Annotated in this window: 15 protein-coding genes; 12 read left to right on the forward strand and 3 right to left on the reverse strand. The window is 67.7% G+C overall.

All coding sequences use genetic code 11. The features are described 5' to 3' along the window. Window positions 1-89: 89 nt before the first annotated feature. The 8 genes from AC5P8F_RS08460 to AC5P8F_RS08495 all read left to right on the forward strand — a co-directional run bounded on the left by AC5P8F_RS08460 (window position 90) and on the right by AC5P8F_RS08495 (window position 9,293). On the forward strand, window positions 90-1,286 hold the full coding sequence (locus AC5P8F_RS08460) for a hypothetical protein (protein ID WP_053495494.1): 1,197 nt from the start codon (window positions 90-92) through the stop codon (window positions 1,284-1,286). Further along, window positions 1,277-2,377 carry a hypothetical protein gene (locus AC5P8F_RS08465; protein ID WP_495227915.1) on the forward strand — a complete coding sequence of 367 codons (1,101 nt, stop codon included), beginning with the start codon at window positions 1,277-1,279 and terminating at the stop codon, window positions 2,375-2,377. The genes AC5P8F_RS08460 and AC5P8F_RS08465 overlap by 10 nt, the downstream gene beginning before the upstream one ends. Window positions 2,378-2,475: 98 nt before the next feature. Next, window positions 2,476-3,162 carry a hypothetical protein gene (locus AC5P8F_RS08470; RefSeq protein ID WP_049408541.1) on the forward strand — a complete coding sequence of 229 codons (687 nt, stop codon included), beginning with the start codon at window positions 2,476-2,478 and terminating at the stop codon, window positions 3,160-3,162. A gap of 16 nt (window positions 3,163-3,178) precedes the next feature. Next, entirely contained in the window at window positions 3,179-4,828 is a 1,650-nt protein-coding gene (locus tag AC5P8F_RS08475; RefSeq protein ID WP_041863036.1) for a CsgG/HfaB family protein, read from the forward strand. 243 nt (window positions 4,829-5,071) lie between these two features. Further along, window positions 5,072-6,721: a M28 family metallopeptidase gene (locus tag AC5P8F_RS08480; RefSeq protein WP_495227917.1), complete on the forward strand. Its 1,650-nt coding sequence runs from the start codon at window positions 5,072-5,074 to the stop codon at window positions 6,719-6,721. 174 nt (window positions 6,722-6,895) lie between these two features. Continuing rightward, window positions 6,896-8,155, forward strand: coding sequence for a sensor histidine kinase (locus tag AC5P8F_RS08485; RefSeq protein WP_049441365.1), 1,260 nt, complete (start codon window positions 6,896-6,898; stop codon window positions 8,153-8,155). Next, on the forward strand, window positions 8,145-8,915 hold the full coding sequence (locus AC5P8F_RS08490; RefSeq protein ID WP_014645782.1) for a LytR/AlgR family response regulator transcription factor: 771 nt from the start codon (window positions 8,145-8,147) through the stop codon (window positions 8,913-8,915). Before AC5P8F_RS08485 ends, AC5P8F_RS08490 begins: the two co-directional genes overlap by 11 nt. A 33-nt stretch (window positions 8,916-8,948) precedes the next feature. Next, entirely contained in the window at window positions 8,949-9,293 is a 345-nt protein-coding gene (locus tag AC5P8F_RS08495; RefSeq protein WP_495227919.1) for a hypothetical protein, read from the forward strand. 39 nt (window positions 9,294-9,332) lie between these two features. Here AC5P8F_RS08495 and AC5P8F_RS08500 read toward each other — a convergent pair whose 3' ends face one another. Further along, window positions 9,333-9,947, reverse strand: a complete 615-nt coding sequence (locus AC5P8F_RS08500; RefSeq protein WP_014645784.1) for a hypothetical protein — start codon at window positions 9,945-9,947, stop codon at window positions 9,333-9,335. Window positions 9,948-10,256: 309 nt separating this feature from the next. Here AC5P8F_RS08500 and AC5P8F_RS08505 point away from each other — a divergent pair, with 309 nt between their 5' ends. Then, window positions 10,257-11,186, forward strand: coding sequence for an oxygenase MpaB family protein (locus AC5P8F_RS08505; RefSeq protein WP_495227921.1), 930 nt, complete (start codon window positions 10,257-10,259; stop codon window positions 11,184-11,186). A 111-nt stretch (window positions 11,187-11,297) separates the two neighbouring features. On the opposite strand, the gene AC5P8F_RS08510 is transcribed toward AC5P8F_RS08505, so the two are convergent. Continuing rightward, on the reverse strand, window positions 11,298-11,885 hold the full coding sequence (locus tag AC5P8F_RS08510; protein ID WP_414611650.1) for a TetR/AcrR family transcriptional regulator: 588 nt from the start codon (window positions 11,883-11,885) through the stop codon (window positions 11,298-11,300). Window positions 11,886-12,018: 133 nt separating this feature from the next. On the opposite strand from AC5P8F_RS08510, the gene AC5P8F_RS08515 reads away from it, so the two are divergent. Both AC5P8F_RS08515 and AC5P8F_RS08520 read left to right on the forward strand, forming a co-directional pair. Then, entirely contained in the window at window positions 12,019-13,233 is a 1,215-nt protein-coding gene (locus tag AC5P8F_RS08515; RefSeq protein ID WP_197621160.1) for an MFS transporter, read from the forward strand. Then, on the forward strand, window positions 13,230-14,402 hold the full coding sequence (locus tag AC5P8F_RS08520; RefSeq protein ID WP_014645788.1) for an MFS transporter: 1,173 nt from the start codon (window positions 13,230-13,232) through the stop codon (window positions 14,400-14,402). Before AC5P8F_RS08515 ends, AC5P8F_RS08520 begins: the two co-directional genes overlap by 4 nt. 169 nt (window positions 14,403-14,571) lie before the next feature. Here AC5P8F_RS08520 and AC5P8F_RS08525 read toward each other — a convergent pair whose 3' ends face one another. Next, a complete protein-coding gene (locus AC5P8F_RS08525) occupies window positions 14,572-16,683 on the reverse strand; it encodes a M13 family metallopeptidase (protein ID WP_032959257.1) in 2,112 nt (703 codons plus the stop codon). Between the two features lie 176 nt (window positions 16,684-16,859). On the opposite strand from AC5P8F_RS08525, the gene AC5P8F_RS08530 reads away from it, so the two are divergent. Continuing rightward, entirely contained in the window at window positions 16,860-19,922 is a 3,063-nt protein-coding gene (locus AC5P8F_RS08530; protein WP_495227923.1) for a bifunctional diguanylate cyclase/phosphodiesterase, read from the forward strand. The last annotated feature ends 225 nt before the right edge of the window (window positions 19,923-20,147 follow it).

A 20,147-nucleotide genomic window follows, 5' to 3' on the forward strand; every position in this document is an offset into this window, starting at 1 on the left:
TTGTCGCCGGCCGCCTGAGCGGCTATGTTTCGCGCCCAGCGGACGCATCAGCGTCCGCGATCCGCGCGTATTGACCGAGGAGCGGTTGGATGTATTCAAGGACGAAGAGCGCATCGCGCGCTTTTGCGCGCCTGCTTGCCTGTGCCCTGTGCCTGGCCGTATGGCCGATGGCCGTGCAGGCTGCGGACAAATCACAGCAGGCCTATTGGGCCGGTTTTGCCTATACCGCTGACGCCGCCGCCGTGCAGGCGACCACCCCGCATGCGCACGCGGTGCTGGAACGGCGTGGGCTGGTCCCGCTGAACCAGACGCTGGCACAGTCGCTCAAGCGCCACGCACCGGCCCACCTGGAGCTGATCGACCAGCCGGTGGCGATGCTCGACGGCACCACCAGTGCCACCGTGCTGGCCGCTGCGCTGGATCGCGAGCTGGTCTCGGTCGAACCGATCGGCGACCAGTACAAGGTGCTGGTGGAAGTGGCGCTGCAGGCGTTGTTCTTCGACTTCCGCGAGCGCCAGGTGATCGCCTCCTATCCGCTCACCCTGCAGCGCATCGACGTGCAGGACTACCGTCCGGACAACGACGATATCGACGCGATCGTCGCCGATCTGCTGTACGGCGGTGCCGATACCAGCCTGTCGCAGGTACTGGCGGCCAGCCTGGCGCAGGCCCGGTTGCCCGATGCCGCCGTGCGTCGCCTGCAGGTGGGCGGGGTGACCCTGTCCGACGCGGCACGCGCCAAGCTGCCCGATCCGAAGTGGGAAGCACCGCTGCGTGCCACGCTTGCGCACGAACTGTCCAAGACGCTGTCGTCCAACACTGGCGTTGGCCTGCTGCCGCCGGCCTCGGGCCAGGCGATCGGCGGTGCGATGGCCGCCCGCTTTGCCGACGGTAAGGTCTACCAGCTGAAGATTCCCGAACCCGACTACGTCATCCAGCTGCAGGTCGATGCACTGAAGAACGGCGTGATCGAGGAAACCCCGGCGATGAAGACGATGCTGTTCGGCGCCTTCTTCACCGCCAAGGTGAGCGAGCCGTTCTCGGGCAAGGTCTATTTCGAACAGCCGCTGCGCAAGGGGGCCACCAAGGTGGTGCCGGTCACGCAGTGGCAGGTCGACCAGTGGTCGGCCAGCTACGAAACCCTGCTGGCCGGCTTCGACGCCTTCGCCGGCGCCGCCGCCAAGCGTGCCGATTCGCGCGCCTGGCTGGACGAACAGAAGCCGGGCGGCCGCCCGTTGCAGCAGCAGACCCAAGCCCTCCAGGAGTTGATCAAGTCATGTCGTTGATGCGTACCATCCTGCTCATCCTCATCGCGCTGGCGGTGGCCTCGCCGGTCGCTGCGCAGACCGCGAGTTCGCGCGGTACCGGCTCGGCCAGCTACGGCCTGCGCCTGAGCGCCGATACCCGTGCCCAGGCCCTGAACAAGGCCAAGGTCAATGCCCTGGAGGCGTACATCGCCGAAACCGGTGCGGCCAAGCTGCGCCTGTTCGAGGCGCGCCGCGCCGAGTTCATCGGCGAGATCGACCGCTACGTGCTCAGCGCCGTACAGCTGTCGGACACCGAAGACAAGAAGGCCAAGACCTACAGCGTCACCGTCCGCGCCGAGATCAACACCACCCTGCTGCAGACCAAGCTGGATGCGGGTTCGGCCGTGGCCGGCGCCACCGCTGCGCAGCGCTCGTTGCTGACCTTCCTGTTCATGGCGCGCTCGCAGGACACCGTGCAGTCGTTCCAGGACAAGGAATACCGCCGCGTCGACGCCAGCAGCAGCTACAGCGAGAACACCCGTGAAGGCGACAGCTTCCGCGGCAACTCGGTCAGCACCAACGGCAGCATCAACCAGAACGGTTCGGTGTCGGTCACCAGCGGCGGCAGCACCGCCGCGCGCGCCGACAACATCACCTGGAAGGTGGCCAACGCCGCCGAAGTCAACACCGCGATGACCGGTGCCTTCAGCGCCGCCGGCTACGAGGTGGTTGAAGCCGAGTACGTGGAAGGCGAGTCGCGCGGCCTGCTCAGCATCGAGCGCATCCGCAAGGACTTCAGCACCGGCAACGACCTGGCCCCGGCCACCCTGCGCGACACCGCCAATGGCATCCGTGCGGCCAACATCCCGTACATCGCCGTCGGCACCCTCGACGTCGGCATGCGTGACCGCGATCCGGCCAGCGGCAACACCCGCGTGTTCGTCACTGTCACCGGCAAGGTGCTGGACGTGACCGGTCGTTTCCCGCGCACCGTGTCGTCGGTCGGCCCGGTGCAGTTCTCCGGTACCGGCCCGAATGAAACCGTGGCCCGTACCAATGCCCTGCAGCTGGCTGCCGAAAAGGCCGCCCAGCAGATGATCAACGAACTGAACGTCAAGGCGGTCCGCTGATCCGCCGCCCCGGTGGGTGCCGAGCTCGCTCGGCATCGCCCCTGGGTTACCGATTCCCCACGTGCCGCACGCGGCCGTTTCTCCCAAAGGACTCTCACATGATCCGCAATACCGCTCTTGCCCTGGCCATCGCGGCCGCCACCCTGTCGATGCCGGCCCATGCCGGCCTGGGCAAGCTGAAGGACCTGGCTGGTGGCTCCACCGGCTCCTCCAGCAGCACCTCCAGCGCCGCTGCCCCGGACGAAGCCGCGCAGGAAGCGCTGGTGCGTCGTTTCGTCAGCTCGCAGTCGCACTCGCTGCAGGCCCAGACCTCGTTCGCCCGTGCCTTCGGCCTGGCCGAGCAGGTGCAGCTGCTGGAAGCCGAGCGCCAGGCGCTGTCGTCGGGTTCGGTCAGCGTCGATGCGATGAAGAAGTCGGTGTCGGTCAGCGAAGCCGCCCAGGCCGCGATCGACGAGCGCCAGGCCGCGCAGCCGGAGCTGAACGCTGAATCCAAGCAGCACTACGCCGAAGGCCTGGTCTCGCTGCTGTCCTCGGCTGCCGAAGCGCAGAAGCTGGGTGGCGAAGCCAGCAACTTCACCGCCGGCATGAAGAACCTGGGCGCCACCCAGATGGCTACCGTCGGCCGCAAGCTGGCCGCTGGTGCATGGGTGGCCAAGGAATCGCCGGGCTTCATCCAGGGCCTGTACGGTTCGACCAAGTCGGCTGTGACCTTCGCCAAGAAGAGCAAGGTCAAGGTGCCGTCCAACGCCGACTCGATGCTGGGCCAGCTGGACAAGATGAACTGATCCGAGGCGAATCCCCATGCGTACGACCTCCCGTTTGATCGGCCTGGGCCTGGCTGCCGCGCTGCTTGCAGCCTGTGGCAAGCAGGACACCCCGGCCGAAGCGCCCGCACCTGCCAAGGACAAGGCAACCAGTGCACTGGCCAGCAATGCGCCAGTGGAAGCAGCGCCCCTGCGTGGCACGCCGGATTTCGGCGGCACCACCCAGGTCGCGCGCGAGGCCGACGGCATCGGCAGCACCCCGGAACTGGCGGTGCTGGCGGCGTTGCAGTCGGCGGTGGCGCAGGTCAACGGCGTACGCGTGGCCAGCCAGATGCAGAGCCTGCGTGCAGGCCTGCATGTGGATGTGGATGACGAACACGTCGGCGATATCCGCGCCGACGCGTTCACCCAGCAGATGATCGCCGGCTCGCAGGGCGCGGTGCTGGGCTATGAAATCCTGTCGCAGGACGAAGTGCGGCAGCTGGATGAAGAAACCATCGCGCGCGTGCGCGCCAGCGACGAAGGCTGGAGCTTCAAGGGTTCGGCCTCTGCCAGCGCGTCCGGCGAGGCCACGGCCAAGGGTGGCGGAGCCTCGGCCAGCGTCAAGGAGAGCTACGACGAGAAGGTCAGCGTCGATGCCAAGCGTGGCGCAAGCTCGTTCGATTCGGATGTGACCCACCGCAGCATGCGCAGCTACTGGAAGGTGCGCGTGCGTGCACAGATTGCCCAGTACCGTGCACCGGACGAGCAGGGCAAGCCGAAGATCGTGGTCGCGCTGCCGCGCACCAAGGCCGGCAGCTATGCCGTGGGCGATGGCCGCGTGAGTGCCGATGAAGTGGCCGACGCGATCCGCGCGCGCCTGTCCGACACGCTGACCCAGACCCAGCGCTTCATCGTGCTGGATCGCGAGTTCGGCGACGAACTGCAGGCCGAGATCGACCATATCAACAGCGGCAACGTACGCCTGCAGGACACCGCACGCGTCGGCCAGCAGCTGGCGACCGACCTGATCCTTATCCCGACCATCGAACGCTTCGAGTACCCGCGCAGCGTGCGCAACCTGCGCATGTCCGACCGCCAGGTGACCTCGTACTCCGGTGGCGGCCGCATCACCCTGCGCCTGATCAACGCCACCACCGGCCAGGTGGTGATGTCCGACAGCTTCGACCACCAGCTGGCCTCGACTGGCCCGAGCACTCTGCCCCGCGTGGTCAACGGCCGCAACATGGCCGCGGCGATGATGGAATCGCTGTCGGGCCAGATCGGTACCACGATCGTCACCACGCTGTTCCCGGTGTCGGTGGTTTCTGTGGACGGTGACCAGGTGGTGTTGAGCCAGGGGGGCGAAACCCTGCAGGCCGGCCAGCGCTGGCAGGCCGTGCGCCTGGGCGAGGAACTGAAGGACCCGCAGACCGGCCGCTCGCTGGGCCGCAGTGAACACCCGTGCTGCACCATCCGCATCGACCGCGTGGCCGCACAGACCTCGTACGGCACCATCGAAGACGGCGTCGACGCGATGCGCGGCGGTTTCCGCCCGGGCCAGATCGAACTGCGCCAGAAGCTGGGCAGCAAGCCGGCTGCCGCCGCAGGTGCGACTGCCTCGGCCGCTCCCGCCGCCGCCGCACGCCCGGCGGCCAAGCCGAAGCCCAAGCCCGCTGCTGCCCCGGCCGAAGACCCGAACTGGTAACAGGCTCAAGCAACACACCGATGGGGTCAGAGCCCTTTTCCGGCGGGAAAAGGATCTGACCCCTTCGTGTTTCCGTGCGTGTCGACCCAGGTCGACACCCACCAACAGCAGTGGGACCCCGCCTACCCTCAGGAAACCAGCTTTTGCTGTTGCTTCGGCTGTTGCCGTTGTTTCGGCAGGTGCAGGGCGCAGCCCTGGCGAATCCCATTACACTCCAGAAGGATTTCCCTGCTGGAGAGAGCAATGAAACGAGTGGTACTGGGCGTGCTGGCCCTGTCGGTGTCGAGCGCACTGATGGCGGCCACCCCGAAATTCGATGGCGCGCGGATCTCCGCCGACGTCAAGGAACTGGCCTCCGACGCCTACGAAGGCCGCTCGCCGGCCACCGCCGGCGAAGAAAAGACCATCGCCTACCTCAGCAAGCAGTTTGCCGACGCCGGCCTGCAGCCGGGCGGCGACCTCAAGGACGGCAAGCGCCTGTGGACCCAGGCCGTGCCGCTGCGCAAGGGCGACATCGTCGGCGCACCGCAGCTGGCGCTGCACCAGGGCGGCAAGACCCTGCCGCTGGAGCAGGGCAAGCAGATCGCCGTGCGCGCCGCCATGAACGGCGCCAGCAGCGTCGACATCAGCAAGGCCCCGCTGGTGTTTCTCGGCTACGGCGTGAAGGCACCGGAGCGCAACTGGGACGACTTCAAGGGCGTGGACCTGAAGGGCAAGATCGCCGTGGTGCTGATCAACGACCCGGACTTCGAAACCGGCCAAGGTGATTTCGACGGCAAGGGCATGACCTATTACGGCCGTTGGACCTACAAGTACGAGGAAGGCGCTCGTCAGGGTGCGCTGGGCGTGCTGATCGTGCACGAGACCGCACCGGCGTCGTATGGCTGGGCCACCGTGGCCGGCTCCAACACCAACACCATGTTCGACGTGGTGCGTGACAACCCGGCAGAAAGCCACCCGCTGCTGGAAGGCTGGATCCAGCGCGACCTTGCCGTGGAGCTGTTCCGCTCGGCCGGGCAGGATTTCGAGGCACTGAAGAAGAAGGCGCAGCAGCGCGACTTCACCCCGGTGCCGCTGACCGGCGCCAGCCTGGACGCGAAGTACGCGGTGAAGTCCGAAGTGATCACCTCTCACAACGTGGCCGCGCGCCTGGAAGGCAGCCGCCATCCGGACGAGACCATCATCTACAGCGCGCACTGGGACCACATCGGCGTGGGCGAGCCGGACGCGCGCGGTGACCGCATCTTCAACGGCGCGCTGGACAACGCCAGCGGCACCGCCTCGCTGGTCGAGCTGGCCCGTGGCTTCGCCAAGGAGAAGCGCCCGCAGCGCTCGCTGCTGTTCCTGGCGGTCACCGCCGAGGAAAAGGGCCTGCTGGGTTCTGAGTACTACGCCACCCATCCGCTGTATCCGCTGGAAAAGACCGTGGCCGTGATCAACATGGACGGCATGGCGCCGTTCGGCCCGTCGCGTGACTTCGGCATCTACGGTGCCGCGCGCTTCGAGCTGCTGGACCAGCTGAAGGACGTGGCCAAGGGCTGGGATATCCGCTACACGCCGGACCCGAAGCCGGAAGCGGGCCTGTTCTTCCGCTCCGACCACTTCCCGTTCGCCAAGCGTGGCGTGCCGGCGCTGTCCTGGTCGGCCGGCCAGGACTGGGTGGACGGTGGCGTGGCCGCAGGCAGGAAGGCCTCCGAGGACTACACCGCCAAGCGCTATCACCAGCAGGGCGACGAGTGGCAGCCGGACTGGGTGTTTGCCGGTGCCGCGCGCGACCTGGAAGTGCTGTACACGCTGGGCAACCAGCTGGCCAATTCCCGCGATTGGCCGAACTGGAGCAAGGACGAGGCGTTCCGCGCCGTGCGTGACGCCAGCGCCGACCAGCGCAAGTAACGGCGTCCGGTAGTGCCGGCCGCTGGCCGGCATTGCCGCCCCCGGAAACGCCGGGCCGTGCCCGGCGTTTCCATAACGGCTTCCATCCCAACTTTCCCGGCCTTCGTCGCAGCCTGCTTGCTTGCCCGGCGGGCCGCCCTATGCTCGGCTCACCCCCTTCCTCAAGGCGCCGCCGTGTTCGCCAGCCTCTCTCTCCTGATCCGCCACCTGCTGGCCTGGGCTGCCGCGCTGGTTGTCGCCGGCATGGTCTGGAGCGGCATCTTCAGCGGCATGAACGATGGCCCGGGCTGGATCTTCGGGCTGCTGGCGATGTTCCTGATCATTTCCGCGCTGGGCAGTGCCATCACCCACATCCGCCGGGTCTGGCTGGTGGCCGGTCGCCTGGATGCCACCACCCTGTCCGGCCGCCAGCGCCGCCAGATCGAACTGCCGATGGACGCCGGCCACGCCTTCTCGGTGGTGGAGGCGGCGATTTCCGAACTACCGCGCGTCGAAGACGTGGAAAGCTCGGCCGGCAGCCTGCAGGTGCGCGCCTATGTGCGCCGGGTCGACCTCTGGAACGGCCGCCAGCCCTCGCGCTGGAACCTGCCGGCGCGGCTGGCCATCAAGCGCAACAGCGTGCTGGCCACGGTCACGCCGGGGCAGGGCACCAGCACCGTCACCCTGCTGTTCGAACCCGATGCCGGCTGGTGGGCCGACCTGCTGGCGCTGGACGAAGGCAGCAACTACGAGAACGCCGAAGCAGTCACCCGTGCGATCAGCCGCCGCGTCGCCGACCAGCGCCGCGACGAACAGGCTGCGGCCGAACAGACCCAGGTGGAAAAGGAACTGTCGGTGGCACGCTTGAACCTGTTGCATGCGCAGGTGGAACCGCACTTCCTCTACAACACGCTGGCCAACGCGCAGGTACTGACCCGCACCGATCCGGCGCGTGCCGAACAGATGCTCGGCCACCTCATTCAATACCTGCGCAGCTCGTTGCCGCAGGTGGACGAATCGGTATCCACGCTGGGCGTGGAGTTGGACCGCACCCGCGCGTACCTGGAAATCCTGCGCATCCGCATGGGCGCACGGCTGGCGGTGGAAATGCAGGTACCGAACGAACTGCACGGCGTGCACCTGCCGGCGATGGCACTGCAGACGCTGGTGGAGAACGCGATCAAGCATGGCCTGGAACCCAAGCCCGGCGGTGGCACGATCTGGATACTGGCGCGCGGCTTCGATGACCACGTGACCGTGACCGTGGCCGACGATGGGCTGGGCTTCGGCCAGGGCACCAGCGGTACCGGCATCGGCCTGAAGAACCTGCGCGAGCGCCTGCGCCTGACCTGCGGCGAGCAGGCCGGCGTGGCGATCGTTGCCAACTTCCCCAGCGGCGTGGCCGCGACCATGACCCTACCGCAGTCGCACAAGGAGCGCAGCCATGCCGCTTGAAGCCCTGATCGCCGAAGACGAAGAACTGCTGCGGCAGTCACTGGTGGAGCAGCTGGGCCGGTTGTGGCCGGAGCTGAAGCTGGTGGCCGAGTGCGAGGACGGTGCCAGTGCACTGGAGCAGCTGGCCGAGACGCAGCCGGATATCGCTTTTCTCGACATCCGCATGCCCGGCATCAGCGGCATCGAGGTCGCGCGCTCGCTGTCCGAGCTGAGCCCGCGCACCCAGGTGGTATTCGTCACCGCCTACGACCAGTACGCCATCGATGCGTTCGAGCAGGGCGCGATGGACTACCTGTTGAAGCCGGTCAGTGATGAGCGCCTGCTGGCCACCCGCGAGCGCATCCTGTCGCGGCTGCCATCGACGCGACAGGACGATGCCGTGCTGGAGCGCCTGCTGCAGCGGCTGGGCCCGTCGCAGGGCGCAGCGGAGCGCCCGCCACTGGCCTGGATCACCGCCAGCAACGGCCGCGAGACGCAGCTGATCATGCTGGAAGATGTGGCCTACTTCCGCGCCGACAACAAGTACACCACCGTGGTCACCGCTGCCGGCGAAAGCCTGCTGCGCACACCGTTACGTGAACTGCTTGAAGTGCTCGACCCGCAGCACTTCCGCCAGATCCACCGCTCCACCATCGTCAACATGAAGGCGGTGGCAGCGGTGAGCCGCGACGACACCGGGCGCGGCGTGCTGCGCCTGCGCGGGCGCACGGAGACGCTGGTGGTCAGCCAACCGTTCATGAGCCTGTTCCGCGGCATGTAGCCGCGCCGCAGCCTCCGTCACCAGGAGCATTGCATGCGTTTTTTCCTGCTTGTCGGCCTCGTCGCATTGGCGCTTGCCGGTTGCCGGAAGTCCACTGAAACCGCGATCACCCGCACCACTGCCAATGGCGTGGACACGCTGTACAGCAAGCGCACGGTAGTGGACGGCGTGGCGCGTTTCGAGTGCATGGCCAGCCGCAGCGGCCAGTGCCATTACCTGGTGCTGGACCCGGCCTGTCGTCCTGATGCCGCCTGTGCGAAAGCGCCGATACGGTCGTTCGCGTTGGCGGCCGGCACGACCCGGGAGTTCAGGGGCCTGCCGAAGGGCTTCGCCCAGTGCGTCAGCGAGGATCGGAAAGAACAATGCCACCGTGAGTGATCACGGTGGCATTGTGGCTCCCCCCGCTTCCCTGAAGGGTCAGTAGGCAGGCTGTAGTGTCAGGTCGTGGTGGTGCTCGTTCTCGCCCACGTGGTTGAGGCGGCCGACCAGTTCGGAGTGCTGCTTCATGCGCCCGATCTCGGTCATGATGCGGATGTCCTCGTGGCGCAGCTCGCGCTTGGCGGTGACCGCCTGCTTGTAATCGAGCACTTCCGGGTAATGCTCGGCCAGGTCCAGTGCCTCGGCCACGTGCTCGACGCTGTCGGCCTTGGAGCTGATGCGTGCGCGGCTGTTGAACGCCTTCATCCAGCGCTCGAAACCGGCCTGCTGATCGAACATGTTGGCCATGAACCAGATCACGAACAGGATCGACACCCACGAGCCGAACACGACTACCACGCGGGTGAACGTGATATGGAAGTCGTCGCGCCAGAGGTAGTTGGCGATCAGGCCAAGAATCAGCAGCGAGGCTGCCTGCCAGCCGACGATCGAGGCGATCAGCCATTGGCACTTGGCCTGGGCCAGCACCGCGACTTCATCGCGGATCTGCTGCTCGCTGAGATTGCGCCAATGCGCGACCTGTTTGTCGAACGGGCTGCTGTAGAGCTCGTTGTCGCGAAGCAGAATTCCCAAACCCTTGAACAAAGCAATCATGGCTGGCTCCTTGTGGAACGTGCGTCGATCAGCATTGGACGGTGTGGCGGTTCCAGTTCTAGCACTTCCAGCGAGCCGTGCAATGGGCGCAATGCCAAGCTGCGCAAGGGCTTTGCCTGAATCGGTGAATGTTGTTGCATCGCAGCATCGAGGGCGCTGCCTGCGACAGGATGTCGCAGGGTGAAATGTGCTGCGGCCGCACATGAAACCGTGGCTGAGTACGAAGACTCGCCGCCGCGGTCGTGATCGCCGAGAATCGGAGCCAACCGCGCAAGATGCGACTGTTCTTCCGTCTTTCTTGGACCTGTGATGCCGGCTCTGCTGCAGCGACTCTCCCGCCCCGTCACCGCGCCGATCCGGCGCTGGGTGCTGGAGGCCTTCCCCCGTGGCCAGAGCGGCATCGATTACGACCAGCCGCTGGGTGACCCGGGTTGGTTTGGACCCGACAGCGTGACCTGGCGCCTGCACGCCGAGTTCCCCTCGATGCTGGCCGGTGGCCTGTGCGCGCTGATGCTGCAGACCCTGCATCCGCGCGCGCTGGCCGGGGTCTACGATCACTCCAATTTCCGCCAGGACCTGGTGGGTCGCCTGCGTCGCACCACCGCGTTCGTTGCCGGTACCAGCTATGCGCCCACCGGCGAGGTGGAGGCGCTGGTGGCCAAGGTGCGCCGCATCCATGCACGGATCCGCGGCCAGACCGCACAGGGCGAACCCTACGCCGCCGATGATCCGCAGCTGCTGACCTGGGTGCATGTGACCGAGGCGTTCGGGTTCCTTCAGGGCTTCCGCCGGTACGGACGGGAGGTGCCGGCACACATCGCCGACCGTTACTACGATGAGTACCGCTGCGTGGCCGAGGCACTGGGTGCGGTGGACGTGCCGCGCAGCGAAGCGGAAGTGGCGGCGTACTTCTGTGCGCGGCAGCCGGAGCTGCGCGTCGACGAGCGCTCGCGCGAGGTGCTGGAGGTGCTGTCCGGCGTGCGCCTGCCGGTACCGGTGCCGGGGCTGTCGCGCGAAGTGTTCCTGGGTGCAGGCGCGGCACTGCTGCCGGACTGGGCCGAAGGCATGCTTGAACGCAGTGGCCGTCAGCGCGCGCAGGCCGCCGCGTCGGCGACACTGGTGCAGGGCATGGCGCCGCTGTTTCGCCGTGCGTTGCCCGATGGCCTGGCCAGCCGCGCCTGTGCGCGCATGGGCGTGCCGGTGTCGGTGCTGCGCGAGTGGCCCAGCGTTCCCCGGTAGGTGCCAACCTTGGTTGGCACGCGTTGCGCGCGGTGCCGCAGGAGCGCCAACCAAGGTTGGCCTCTACCCGAGCGGATGCCGCAGTAGATCCACGCCATGCGTGGATGGGCCTTACCCCGCCGACTTCAACCCGCGCAACAGCATCTCCAGCGCCGCCGTCGCCTGCCGCAGGCGCACGTCGCCATCCTCGCCCTCGGCGATCCAGAACGCGGCCTCGGCCAGGCTGCCATAGATCAGCGACGCCAGCGCCTGCGCATTCACCGGCGCGACCACGCCCTGGGCAACCAGATGTTCGATCAGGTGCTGCATCGAATGCACGCAGTGGCGCTGCGATTCCGGTGAGGCGCCACCGAGCACCGCGCGCGCGTCGCGCAGCACGATGCGCTGGATCTCCGGTTCCAGCGCCATCTCCAGGTACGCGCGGCAACGCTGCACGAAGCCCTCCCAGGCATCGTCGGCGGCATCACTGATCGCCTGCAGGCGCTGGTCGGTCTCGGCATCGAGGTGGGCGACGACAGCCGCCAGCAGACCCTTCTTGTCGCCGAAGTGGTGGTACAGCGCGCCGCGGGTCAGCCCGGCCTGGGCGGTCAGGTCGTCCATCGAGGTGGCGGCATAGCCATGCTCGCTGAACACCCGGCGGGCGGTGGCCAGGAGGGTGGCGCGGGTTTCTTCCATCTCGGCGCGGGTGCGGCGAACCATTCAGAGCTCCTTACATACATAGTGCATGATTATTTACATACGGCTCGTATGAATGTAGCCTCTTATTCATACGCCCTGTATGTATTGTCATGGCGCCCCGTGCGCCAAGCAAGTCGCTGCCTTGGAGAACCTGATGGCCACCCCCTATCGCGACCTGTTCGCGACCCCCGGCACCGCCGGCCTCGCCCTGGCCGGGCTGCTGGCACGCCTGCCGCTGCCGATGACCGGTATCGGCATCATCACCTTGCTGTCCCAGCTGCGCGGCAGCTATGCACTGGCCGGTGCGGTGTCGGCCACCTTCGTGCTGACCTATGCGTTGCTGTCGCCGCAGGTGTCGCGCTGGGTCGACCGGCGCGGGCAGGGCAGGGTACTGCCATGGGCCACTGCGGCCAGTGCGGCCGGTCTGCTGTTGCTGCTCGCGTGCACGCTGCTGGCCGCGCCGGACTGGACGCTGTTCGTTGCGGCGATGCTGGCCGGCTGCATGCCCAGCGTGTCGGCGATGGTGCGAGCGCGCTGGACCGCGACCCATCGCGGACGACCACAGCTGCAGACCGCGTATTCGCTGGAGAGCGTGTTCGACGAGGTGACCTTCATCGCCGGGCCACCGTTGTCCGTCGGATTGTCGGTGGCGGTATGGCCACAGGCTGGCGTACTGGCGGCCGCCCTGCTGCTGGTGGCCGGCGTCGCCGCACTGGTGCTGCAGCGGGGCACCGAGCCGCCGATACAGCACTACGAAGGTGCAACATCCTCGCACTCGCTGCTGCGGCAACCGGAGATCCGCCTGCTGGCGTTGCTGATGCTGGCGATGGGCGTGATCGTCGGCACCGTCGACATCACCAGCGTGGCATTGGCCGAGCTGCGCGGACAGCCACTAGCTGCCAGCTGGGTGCTGTCGGCCTACGCGCTGGGCAGCTGCTCGGCGGGCCTGCTGTTTGGTGCCCTGAAGCTGCCGATGCCGCTGCCGCGCCTGTTGCTGGCCGGAGCAGCGGCCACCGCATTGACCACGTTGCCGCTGCTGTGGGTCGGCACTCTGCCGGCACTGGCCGCTGCGGTACTGCTGGCCGGGGTGTTCTTCGCGCCGACGATGATCGTGGCGATGTCGCTGGTTGAACAACGCGTGCCCGAAGCACGCCTGACCGAAGGCATGACGTGGCTGCTGGCCGGCCTCAACATCGGCGTGGCGCTGGGCGCGGCGCTGTCTGGACAGAGCGTCGATGCGGCGGGCGTGCGCAGCGGTTTTGTGGTTGCGCTGGCGGCAGGCGGTGGCGTGCTGCTGTTCGCCTTGCTCGTGCAACGTGCGCTGCGCCCGTCTGCCGCGTCCACATCTCCTGAAGGAATCATCCCGTGAGCGCTTCATCGCCTGCGCATGCCGCGTCTGTGCCCCGCCATCCGTGGTGGGCGGTCTCCGCCGTCGGCCTCGCCACGTTCTCGGTGGTCACCACCGAAATGCTGCCGGTCGGCCTGCTGACTCCCATCGCCGAAGATCTCGGCGCGTCCACCGGCACCGCCGGCCTGATGATCTCACTGCCCGCCCTGCTGGCGGCAGTGTTCGCCCCGCTTGCGGTGATCGCAGCCGGTGGCATCGATCGTCGCCGCATCCTGTGTGCGCTGTTGGGCCTGCTGCTGGTCGCCAACCTTGCGTCGGCGCTGGCACCTGGCATCGGCTGGCTGTTGGCCGCGCGTGTGCTGGTGGGGTTCTGCATGGGCGGCATCTGGACCATTGCCGGTGGGCTGGCAGCGCGCCTGGTACCTGCGCAGCGCATCGGTCTGGCCACCTCGATCATCTTCGGGGGCGTGGCCGCAGCTTCGGTGCTCGGCGTTCCGTTGGGCGCGCTGATCGGGGATGCATTGGGCTGGCGCAGCGCGTTCGTGGCGATGACGTTGTTCAGTGCGGCGGTGATGCTGCTGCATCTGCGGGTGGTTCCCGCGTTGCCGGTCAGCACATCGGTGCGGCCGCGTCAGTTCGTGCAGCAGCTTGGCCAGCGCAACCTGCGGCGTGGCCTGTGGCTGACCGGGCTGCTGGTGTCCGGGCACTTCATCGCCTTCACGTACGTGCGGCCGCTGCTGACGTCCGTATCGGGCGTGGATGCGTCGTGGATAGGTGCACTGCTGTTTGGGTACGGCCTGGCTGGCATCGCCGGCAACTTCATCGCCGGGCCGCTGGCTGCGCGCCATCCACGGGGCATGCTGCTGGCGATAGCCTCGGGCCTGCTGCTGACGCCTCTGCTGTTCCTGTGGGTGGGAAATACGCCCTCCGCAGGTATTGCGGTGCTGCTGCTGTGGGGTCTGGCCTATGGCGGTGTATCGGTGGGCCTGATGAGCTGGATGATGAAGGCGGTGCCGCAGGCCGTGGAGATCGCCACCGCGTTGTATGTGGCGGTATTCAACATCGGCATCGCAATGGGTGCGTGGGGTGGTGGCCGCCTGCTGGATGGCGTGGGCCTGCATGCGAATCTGTGGGCTGCGGCGGTGTTGGCTGGGAGTGCCCTGCTGATGGCTGCCATCACCCGCAGGTAGATCCACGCCATGCGTGGATTCCTACCCCGTGCCGACCAAGGTCGGCACCCACCAGAGCAAAGTATGTGCCGATCAAGGTCGGCACCCACCAGAGCGGAGTATGTGCCGACGAAGATTGGCCGCTACCCGGAAATGAAACGGGCGCCTTGCGGCGCCCGTTCCGGTTACATCACCACACCTTGACCCGCTTGTCCGGGGCCAGGTACAGCTTCTGGCCTTCCTTCACTTCGAACGCCGGGTACCAGGCGTCGATGTTGCGCACGGTCAATGCGCGGAACTGGCCCGGGGCATGCACATCGGTCAGCAGCGAGTTGCGCAGCGCCTGCTCGCGGCTCTTGCTGCGCCACGCCTGGGCGAAGCCGAGGAAGAAGCGCTGGTCCGGGCTGAAGCCTTCCAGGGTCTGGCCCGGCTTGCCCTGCAGCGACAGCTGGTAGGCATCGTAGGCGGTACCCAGGCCAGCCACGTCGGCGATGTTCTCGCCCAGGGTCAGCTTGCCGTTCACGTGCACGCCGGGGAACGGCTCGTAGCTGCTGAACTGCGCGGCCAGCGCATCACCGGCGGCGTTGAACTGCTTCAGGTCCTCGGCGGTCCACCAGTTGTGCAGCTTGCCGGTCTCATCGAACAGCGCGCCGGCGTTGTCGAAGCCGTGGCTGATCTCGTGGCCGATCACCGCACCGATCGCACCGTAGTTCACCGCGTCATCGGCAGCGCCGTCGAAGAACGGCGGCTGCAGGATCGCGGCCGGGAACACCAGGCGGTTCTCCAGCGGCACGTTCATCGCATTGATGGTCTGCGGCAGCATCGCCCACTCGCTGTGGTCGACCGGCTTGCCCAGCTTGGCGATGTTGCGCTGGTACTCGAACAGCTCGGCGCGCTGTGCATTGCCCAGCGGGTCATCACGGCGGATCTCCAGGCCGGTGTAGTCGCGCCACTTCTCCGGATAGCCCATGCCCACGGTCAGGCCCGTGACCTTGGCCTTGGCATGCGCCTTGGTCTGCGGCGACATCCACGACAGCGCGTCGATGCGCTTGGCAAAAGCGGCGATGATGTTCTTCGCCATCTCGTCCGCACGCTCCTTGGTCCTGGCGTCGAAGTGCTTTTCGACGTAGCGCTTGCCGATCGCTTCGCCGACGGCATGGTTGGCATCGTCCACCGCGCGCTTCCAGCGGTCGCTCTGCTGCGGCGTGCCGCTCAGCGCGGTGCCATGGAAGGCGAAGCGGGCATCGGCGAACTTCTTCGGCAGGTAGGCGGCGGCACGGTCCAGCGCGTGGAACGCCAGGTAGTCCTTCCAGGCGTCCAGCGGCTCGGTGGCGACCAGCCTGGACAGGCCGGCCACGGCCTTGGGCTGCCACACGATGAAGTCCTGCTGGTTGCCCAGCGCGGCCGCATCGAGGAAGGCGTTCCAGTCCAGGCCCGGCGCCTTGGCGTTGAAGTCGGCCTGGGTCCAGGGGTTGGCGCCCTTGGTCACGTCGTTGGTTTCTTCCTGGGTGGCATGCGCCTGCGCGATCTTCGTTTCCAGCGCGAGGATGCGCTGCGCCTTGCCGGCCGGGTCGGCGACGCCGGCCAGCTGCAGCATCTGCGCGATGTAGGCCTGGTACTGCTTGCGCAGTTCGGCCATGCGGCCATCGCCCAGGTAGAAATCGCGGTCGGGCATGCCCAGGCCGCCCTGCACCAGGTACGGCGCGGTGCGATCCGGCTGCAGCATGTCCACCGACACCCACAGGCCGAACAGGCGGTCGGTGTAGAAGTTGGTGGCGTTGAGCAGGTCGACGTCGGCGCGCAGGTCGCCGCCGAGTGCGCGGGCCAGCCCGGCCTTGTCGGCGATCGCATCGATGGCCTTCAGCTGCGGCTGCACCGGCGCCAGACCGTGCTGCTCGATGCCGGCTTCGTCCATGTAGGCGGCGTAGTAGTCGCCGATCAGCTTGTCGTCGCCGCTGGCCTGGGTGTTGCCGGCGGCCCCTTCCAGGATGGCGCGGGTGTCGGCCAGGGTCTTCTCGGCAATGACATTGAAGCTGCCGAAGCGCGAGCGGTCGGCCGGAATCTCGGTGTTCTTCACCCAGGTGCCGTTGGCGAAGCCGAAGAAGTCGTCGCCGGCGGCGATGCTGCGGTCCATGCCGCTGGCATCGAAGCCGAAACTGCCCAGCATCGGCTTGGCCGCAGCGGGGGCGGCATCGGCCGGCGCGGTGGCACCGACGGCCGGGTCGGCCGGGCGGTCACAGGCGGCCAGGGACAGGCTGGCAACAATGGCCAGCGCCAGGGTGGGACGGCGCAGCTTGGACATGGACTTCTCTTGCAGCGGAAAACCCCAAGTCTAATCCGCTCCGGCGCCACTGGCCGCCCCCCTGCGGGGCCCGCCCTGTGCAGGATCTGGCTGAACGTGCGGATGCGATCTTCACGCCGTCACCGGGGTGGTGCATGCTGGACCCTCGAGCCCTGCGCGGACACGGGGAGGTGGCCATGCAGGACGGGGTCAGGCGTCAAGAATGGCGTCCGCCGGCCGTTGAGGTCGGGGACGTGGAGGATTCGTTCGCGCATGAAGCCAGCCGACTGCACAAGGAACATCAACCGATGCCCGCGCTGAAGCGGGCGTTGGCCCGGCCGCTGCGCGCCATCACCTGGGGCGGTGTGCTGCTGGGCGTACTGCTGGTGACCGGTCTGGCCCTGATGCTGGTCAACGACCACCACCGCCGCCTGGAAGCGGCGCAGCGGCAGAGCCGCGCGCTGGCGGTGGGCAGCGAGCGCCTGCTGGCGCTGGAGCTGCGCAACCTGGAGCGGGCCATGACCGGCATCGCCGCCGACGCCGCGGAACTGTTCCGCAGCGTGCCGGCACAGGCGCCGGCCTTGCTGGATGCCTCCATCGGCGGCGTGCTGGGCCGGCACGCCGAACTGCACAGCATCGTGGTGCTCGACAGCTATGGCCGCGCATTGACGGCCGGCAAGGGCGACCTGCAATTGCCGTTGTGGACCGATCCGCAACGGCGCGGCTCGGGCAGCGCGCTGTACATCGGCCCGCCGCAGCGTGCCAGCGACGGGGGCTGGGTGGTCCCGCTGGCGCTGCCGATGGCCGATGGGCGCTGGCTGCTGGCACGGCTGCGCTGTGGCGAACTGCAGCGCATCGTCGGCGGCCTGGATGTCGGTCCCAACGGATTGGTCTCGATCAGCGATGCCCAAGGCTACATGCTGGCCCGCGTACCCGATCCGCATGGCACGGTGGGCCGCCGCTACGACCTGCCGCGCCGGGACCTGCTCGGCACGCAGTCAGTGGTCGAGCTGGGCAGCATGCCCGGCGTCGTCGACGGCGTGCCGCGCATCCTCACCATCAGCACGCTCGAACGCAGCCCGCTGGCGGTGCAGGTCGGCCTGGCCGACGAAGATGTACTCGCACCGTGGTGGCCGTACCTGAAGGCGTCGGTGGCGATCGTACTGGCCTACATCGCGGTGTTGCTGGTACTGCTGTACGCCGTGCGCCGCAGCACCCGCAGCCAGCAGGCGATGGCCGAGGAACTGAAGACGGGCCACGCCGAGCTGCGCCTGGCGCACCAGGTCGGGCGTGTCTGCACCTGGTACGTGGATGAGGACGCCGCGCTGCTGCGCTGGTCGCCGCTGGCCCGCGAGATCTTTGGGGTACAGACCGACGCCTTGCCGGTCGCGGATTTCTTCGCGCGCGTGCATCGCGATGATGCCGCGCGCCTGCAGCAGGCCTTTGACCAGGCCTTCGCCGGCAGCGCTGTGCTCGACCAGGTGTTCCGCCTGGTACTGCCCGGGGGCGAGGTGCGCTGGGTCGGCGCGCGCGGGCAGCGGGTGGAAGTGGCCGACAGCGAGCGGCGCATGATCGGTGCGCTGACCGACCTGAGCGAACGCTATCAGGCGCGCGAGCAGATGAGCGAAGTGGAACGCCGCTTCCGCCTGCTGTTCGACCGCAATCCGGCACCGTTCTGGGTGTTCGACCCGGATACGCTGCGCTTCATCGAGGTCAACGACGCTGCAGTGCGCCAGTATGGCTACAGCCGCGACGAGTTCCTGGCGATGAGCATCCTCGACATCCGCCCGCGCGAAGGCTGGGACGAAGTGCGTGGTGCCATCCAGCGGGCGCAGGTGGGCGATCCCCCCGACGCGACCGTGCGCCTGCACCGGCGCAAGGACGGCAGTGTGTTCGAGGTGCGCGCACACCTGTCCAAGCTCGACTTCGACGGGCAGCCCGCGTGCCTGGTGCTGGCCGAGGATGTCAGCGAGCGGCTGGCCTACGAGCGCGACCTGGCCTACCAGGCACGGCACAACCCGGCCACCGGCCTGCTCAATGTGCGCGCCCTGACCGAACAGCTGGACGAGCAGGAGGAGGGCTACACCATCGCCTTCGTGCAGCTGCGCGGGCTGCAGCTGGTGGCCGATACGCTGGGCCGCGAGATCGGCGATGCGGTGCTGCAGTCGATGGCGACCCGGCTCGGGGGCCTGGGCGCACGCTGTGGCACGCTGGCGTTCCAGCCGGCCGAGGATTTCGTCTTCGCCATCGGTGCCGAGCACGATACCCAGCGCGTGCTGGACGACCTGCTGCAGATCGTGTCGGCGCCGATGCGCGGCAAGGACTCGCTGCACCAGTTCGAGCCGCGCATCGGCGTGGCCGTGCACATCGCTGGTGACGGGCACACGGCCGAGCAGGTGATCGGCATGGCCGCGCAGGCCGCGCATGCGGCGCGCGCCGAGGGCAACGTGGTGGTCTGGTTCGACGCGGCCGTGACCACGCGCCTGGCCGACCGCCTGCGCCTGGCCGGGCGCATCCATGCCGCCATCGACAACGAATTCCAGCTGTATTTCCAGCCGATCCGGCATGCCGGCGATGGCAGCCCGGCAGCGCTGGAGGCACTGCTGCGCTGGCCGCAGGCCGATGGCAGCTTCATCCCGCCCAACGAGTTCATCCAGCTGTGCGAGGACACCGGGTTGATCCTGGCGCTGGGCCGCTGGGTGATCCGCGCGGCGGCGAAGGCGCAGCGCCGTCTGGTCGAGGCCGGGTGGGGTGAGTTGCCGATCGCGGTCAACGTGTCGGCGGTTCAGTTCTTCAACAGCGACCTGGTGGCCGAATTCACCCGTGCCCAGCAGGATTTCGGCCTGGCCCGTGGCGCGCTGCACGTGGAGCTGACCGAGAGCAGCCTGATGCGCAAGCCGGCACAGGCGATGCAGACCATGCAGCGCCTGCACGAGCAGGGCATCCGCGTGTCGCTGGATGATTTCGGCACCGGCTATTCCAGCATGTCCTACCTGCAGCACCTGCCGCTGGACATCCTGAAGATCGACCGCAGCTTCGTCGCCGACGTGGAAACCAATCCACGCAATGCCTCGATCTGCCGCGCGCTGCTGTCGCTGGGCCACAGCATGGGCCTGACCATCATCGCTGAAGGCGTGGAGACGCCGGGGCAGCTGGACTGGCTGGCTGCGCATGGCTGTGACCAGGTGCAGGGCTACCTGTTGGGGCGGCCGGCGCCGCTGGAACAGATCATCGACGCGCTGGATGAGGTCCCCGCCTGATCGGGTTTCGTATGTGCCGGCCGGCGGCCGGCACTACCCGATCGAAGCATGACGGGGTTTCGTATGTGCCGGCCAGCGTCCGACACTACCCGACCGAAGCATGACGGGGGTTCGTATGTGCCGGCCGGCGGCCGGCACACCCGACCGAAGCACGACGGGGCTTCGTATGTGCCGGCCAGCGGCCGGCACTACCCGACCGAAGCATGACGGGGTTTCGTATGTGCC

This window comes from Stenotrophomonas sp. YJH_SMC_69 (assembly GCF_059370495.1).

Excerpts from the sequence above, each read along its gene's own strand:
- AC5P8F_RS08505 (WP_495227921.1), top strand. The coding sequence starts at position 10,257 with ATGCCGGCTCTGCTGCAGCGACTCTCCCGCCCCGTCACCGCGCCGATC.
- AC5P8F_RS08470 (WP_049408541.1), top strand. The coding sequence starts at position 2,476 with ATGATCCGCAATACCGCTCTTGCCCTGGCCATCGCGGCCGCCACCCTG.
- AC5P8F_RS08525 (WP_032959257.1), bottom strand. The coding sequence starts at position 16,683 with ATGTCCAAGCTGCGCCGTCCCACCCTGGCGCTGGCCATTGTTGCCAGC.
- AC5P8F_RS08480 (WP_495227917.1), top strand. The coding sequence starts at position 5,072 with ATGAAACGAGTGGTACTGGGCGTGCTGGCCCTGTCGGTGTCGAGCGCA.
- AC5P8F_RS08500 (WP_014645784.1), bottom strand. The coding sequence starts at position 9,947 with ATGATTGCTTTGTTCAAGGGTTTGGGAATTCTGCTTCGCGACAACGAG.
- AC5P8F_RS08530 (WP_495227923.1), top strand. The coding sequence starts at position 16,860 with ATGCAGGACGGGGTCAGGCGTCAAGAATGGCGTCCGCCGGCCGTTGAG.
- AC5P8F_RS08490 (WP_014645782.1), top strand. The coding sequence starts at position 8,145 with ATGCCGCTTGAAGCCCTGATCGCCGAAGACGAAGAACTGCTGCGGCAG.
- AC5P8F_RS08465 (WP_495227915.1), top strand. The coding sequence starts at position 1,277 with ATGTCGTTGATGCGTACCATCCTGCTCATCCTCATCGCGCTGGCGGTG.
- AC5P8F_RS08495 (WP_495227919.1), top strand. The coding sequence starts at position 8,949 with ATGCGTTTTTTCCTGCTTGTCGGCCTCGTCGCATTGGCGCTTGCCGGT.
- AC5P8F_RS08515 (WP_197621160.1), top strand. The coding sequence starts at position 12,019 with ATGGCCACCCCCTATCGCGACCTGTTCGCGACCCCCGGCACCGCCGGC.
- AC5P8F_RS08475 (WP_041863036.1), top strand. The coding sequence starts at position 3,179 with ATGCGTACGACCTCCCGTTTGATCGGCCTGGGCCTGGCTGCCGCGCTG.
- AC5P8F_RS08510 (WP_414611650.1), bottom strand. The coding sequence starts at position 11,885 with ATGGTTCGCCGCACCCGCGCCGAGATGGAAGAAACCCGCGCCACCCTC.
- AC5P8F_RS08460 (WP_053495494.1), top strand. The coding sequence starts at position 90 with ATGTATTCAAGGACGAAGAGCGCATCGCGCGCTTTTGCGCGCCTGCTT.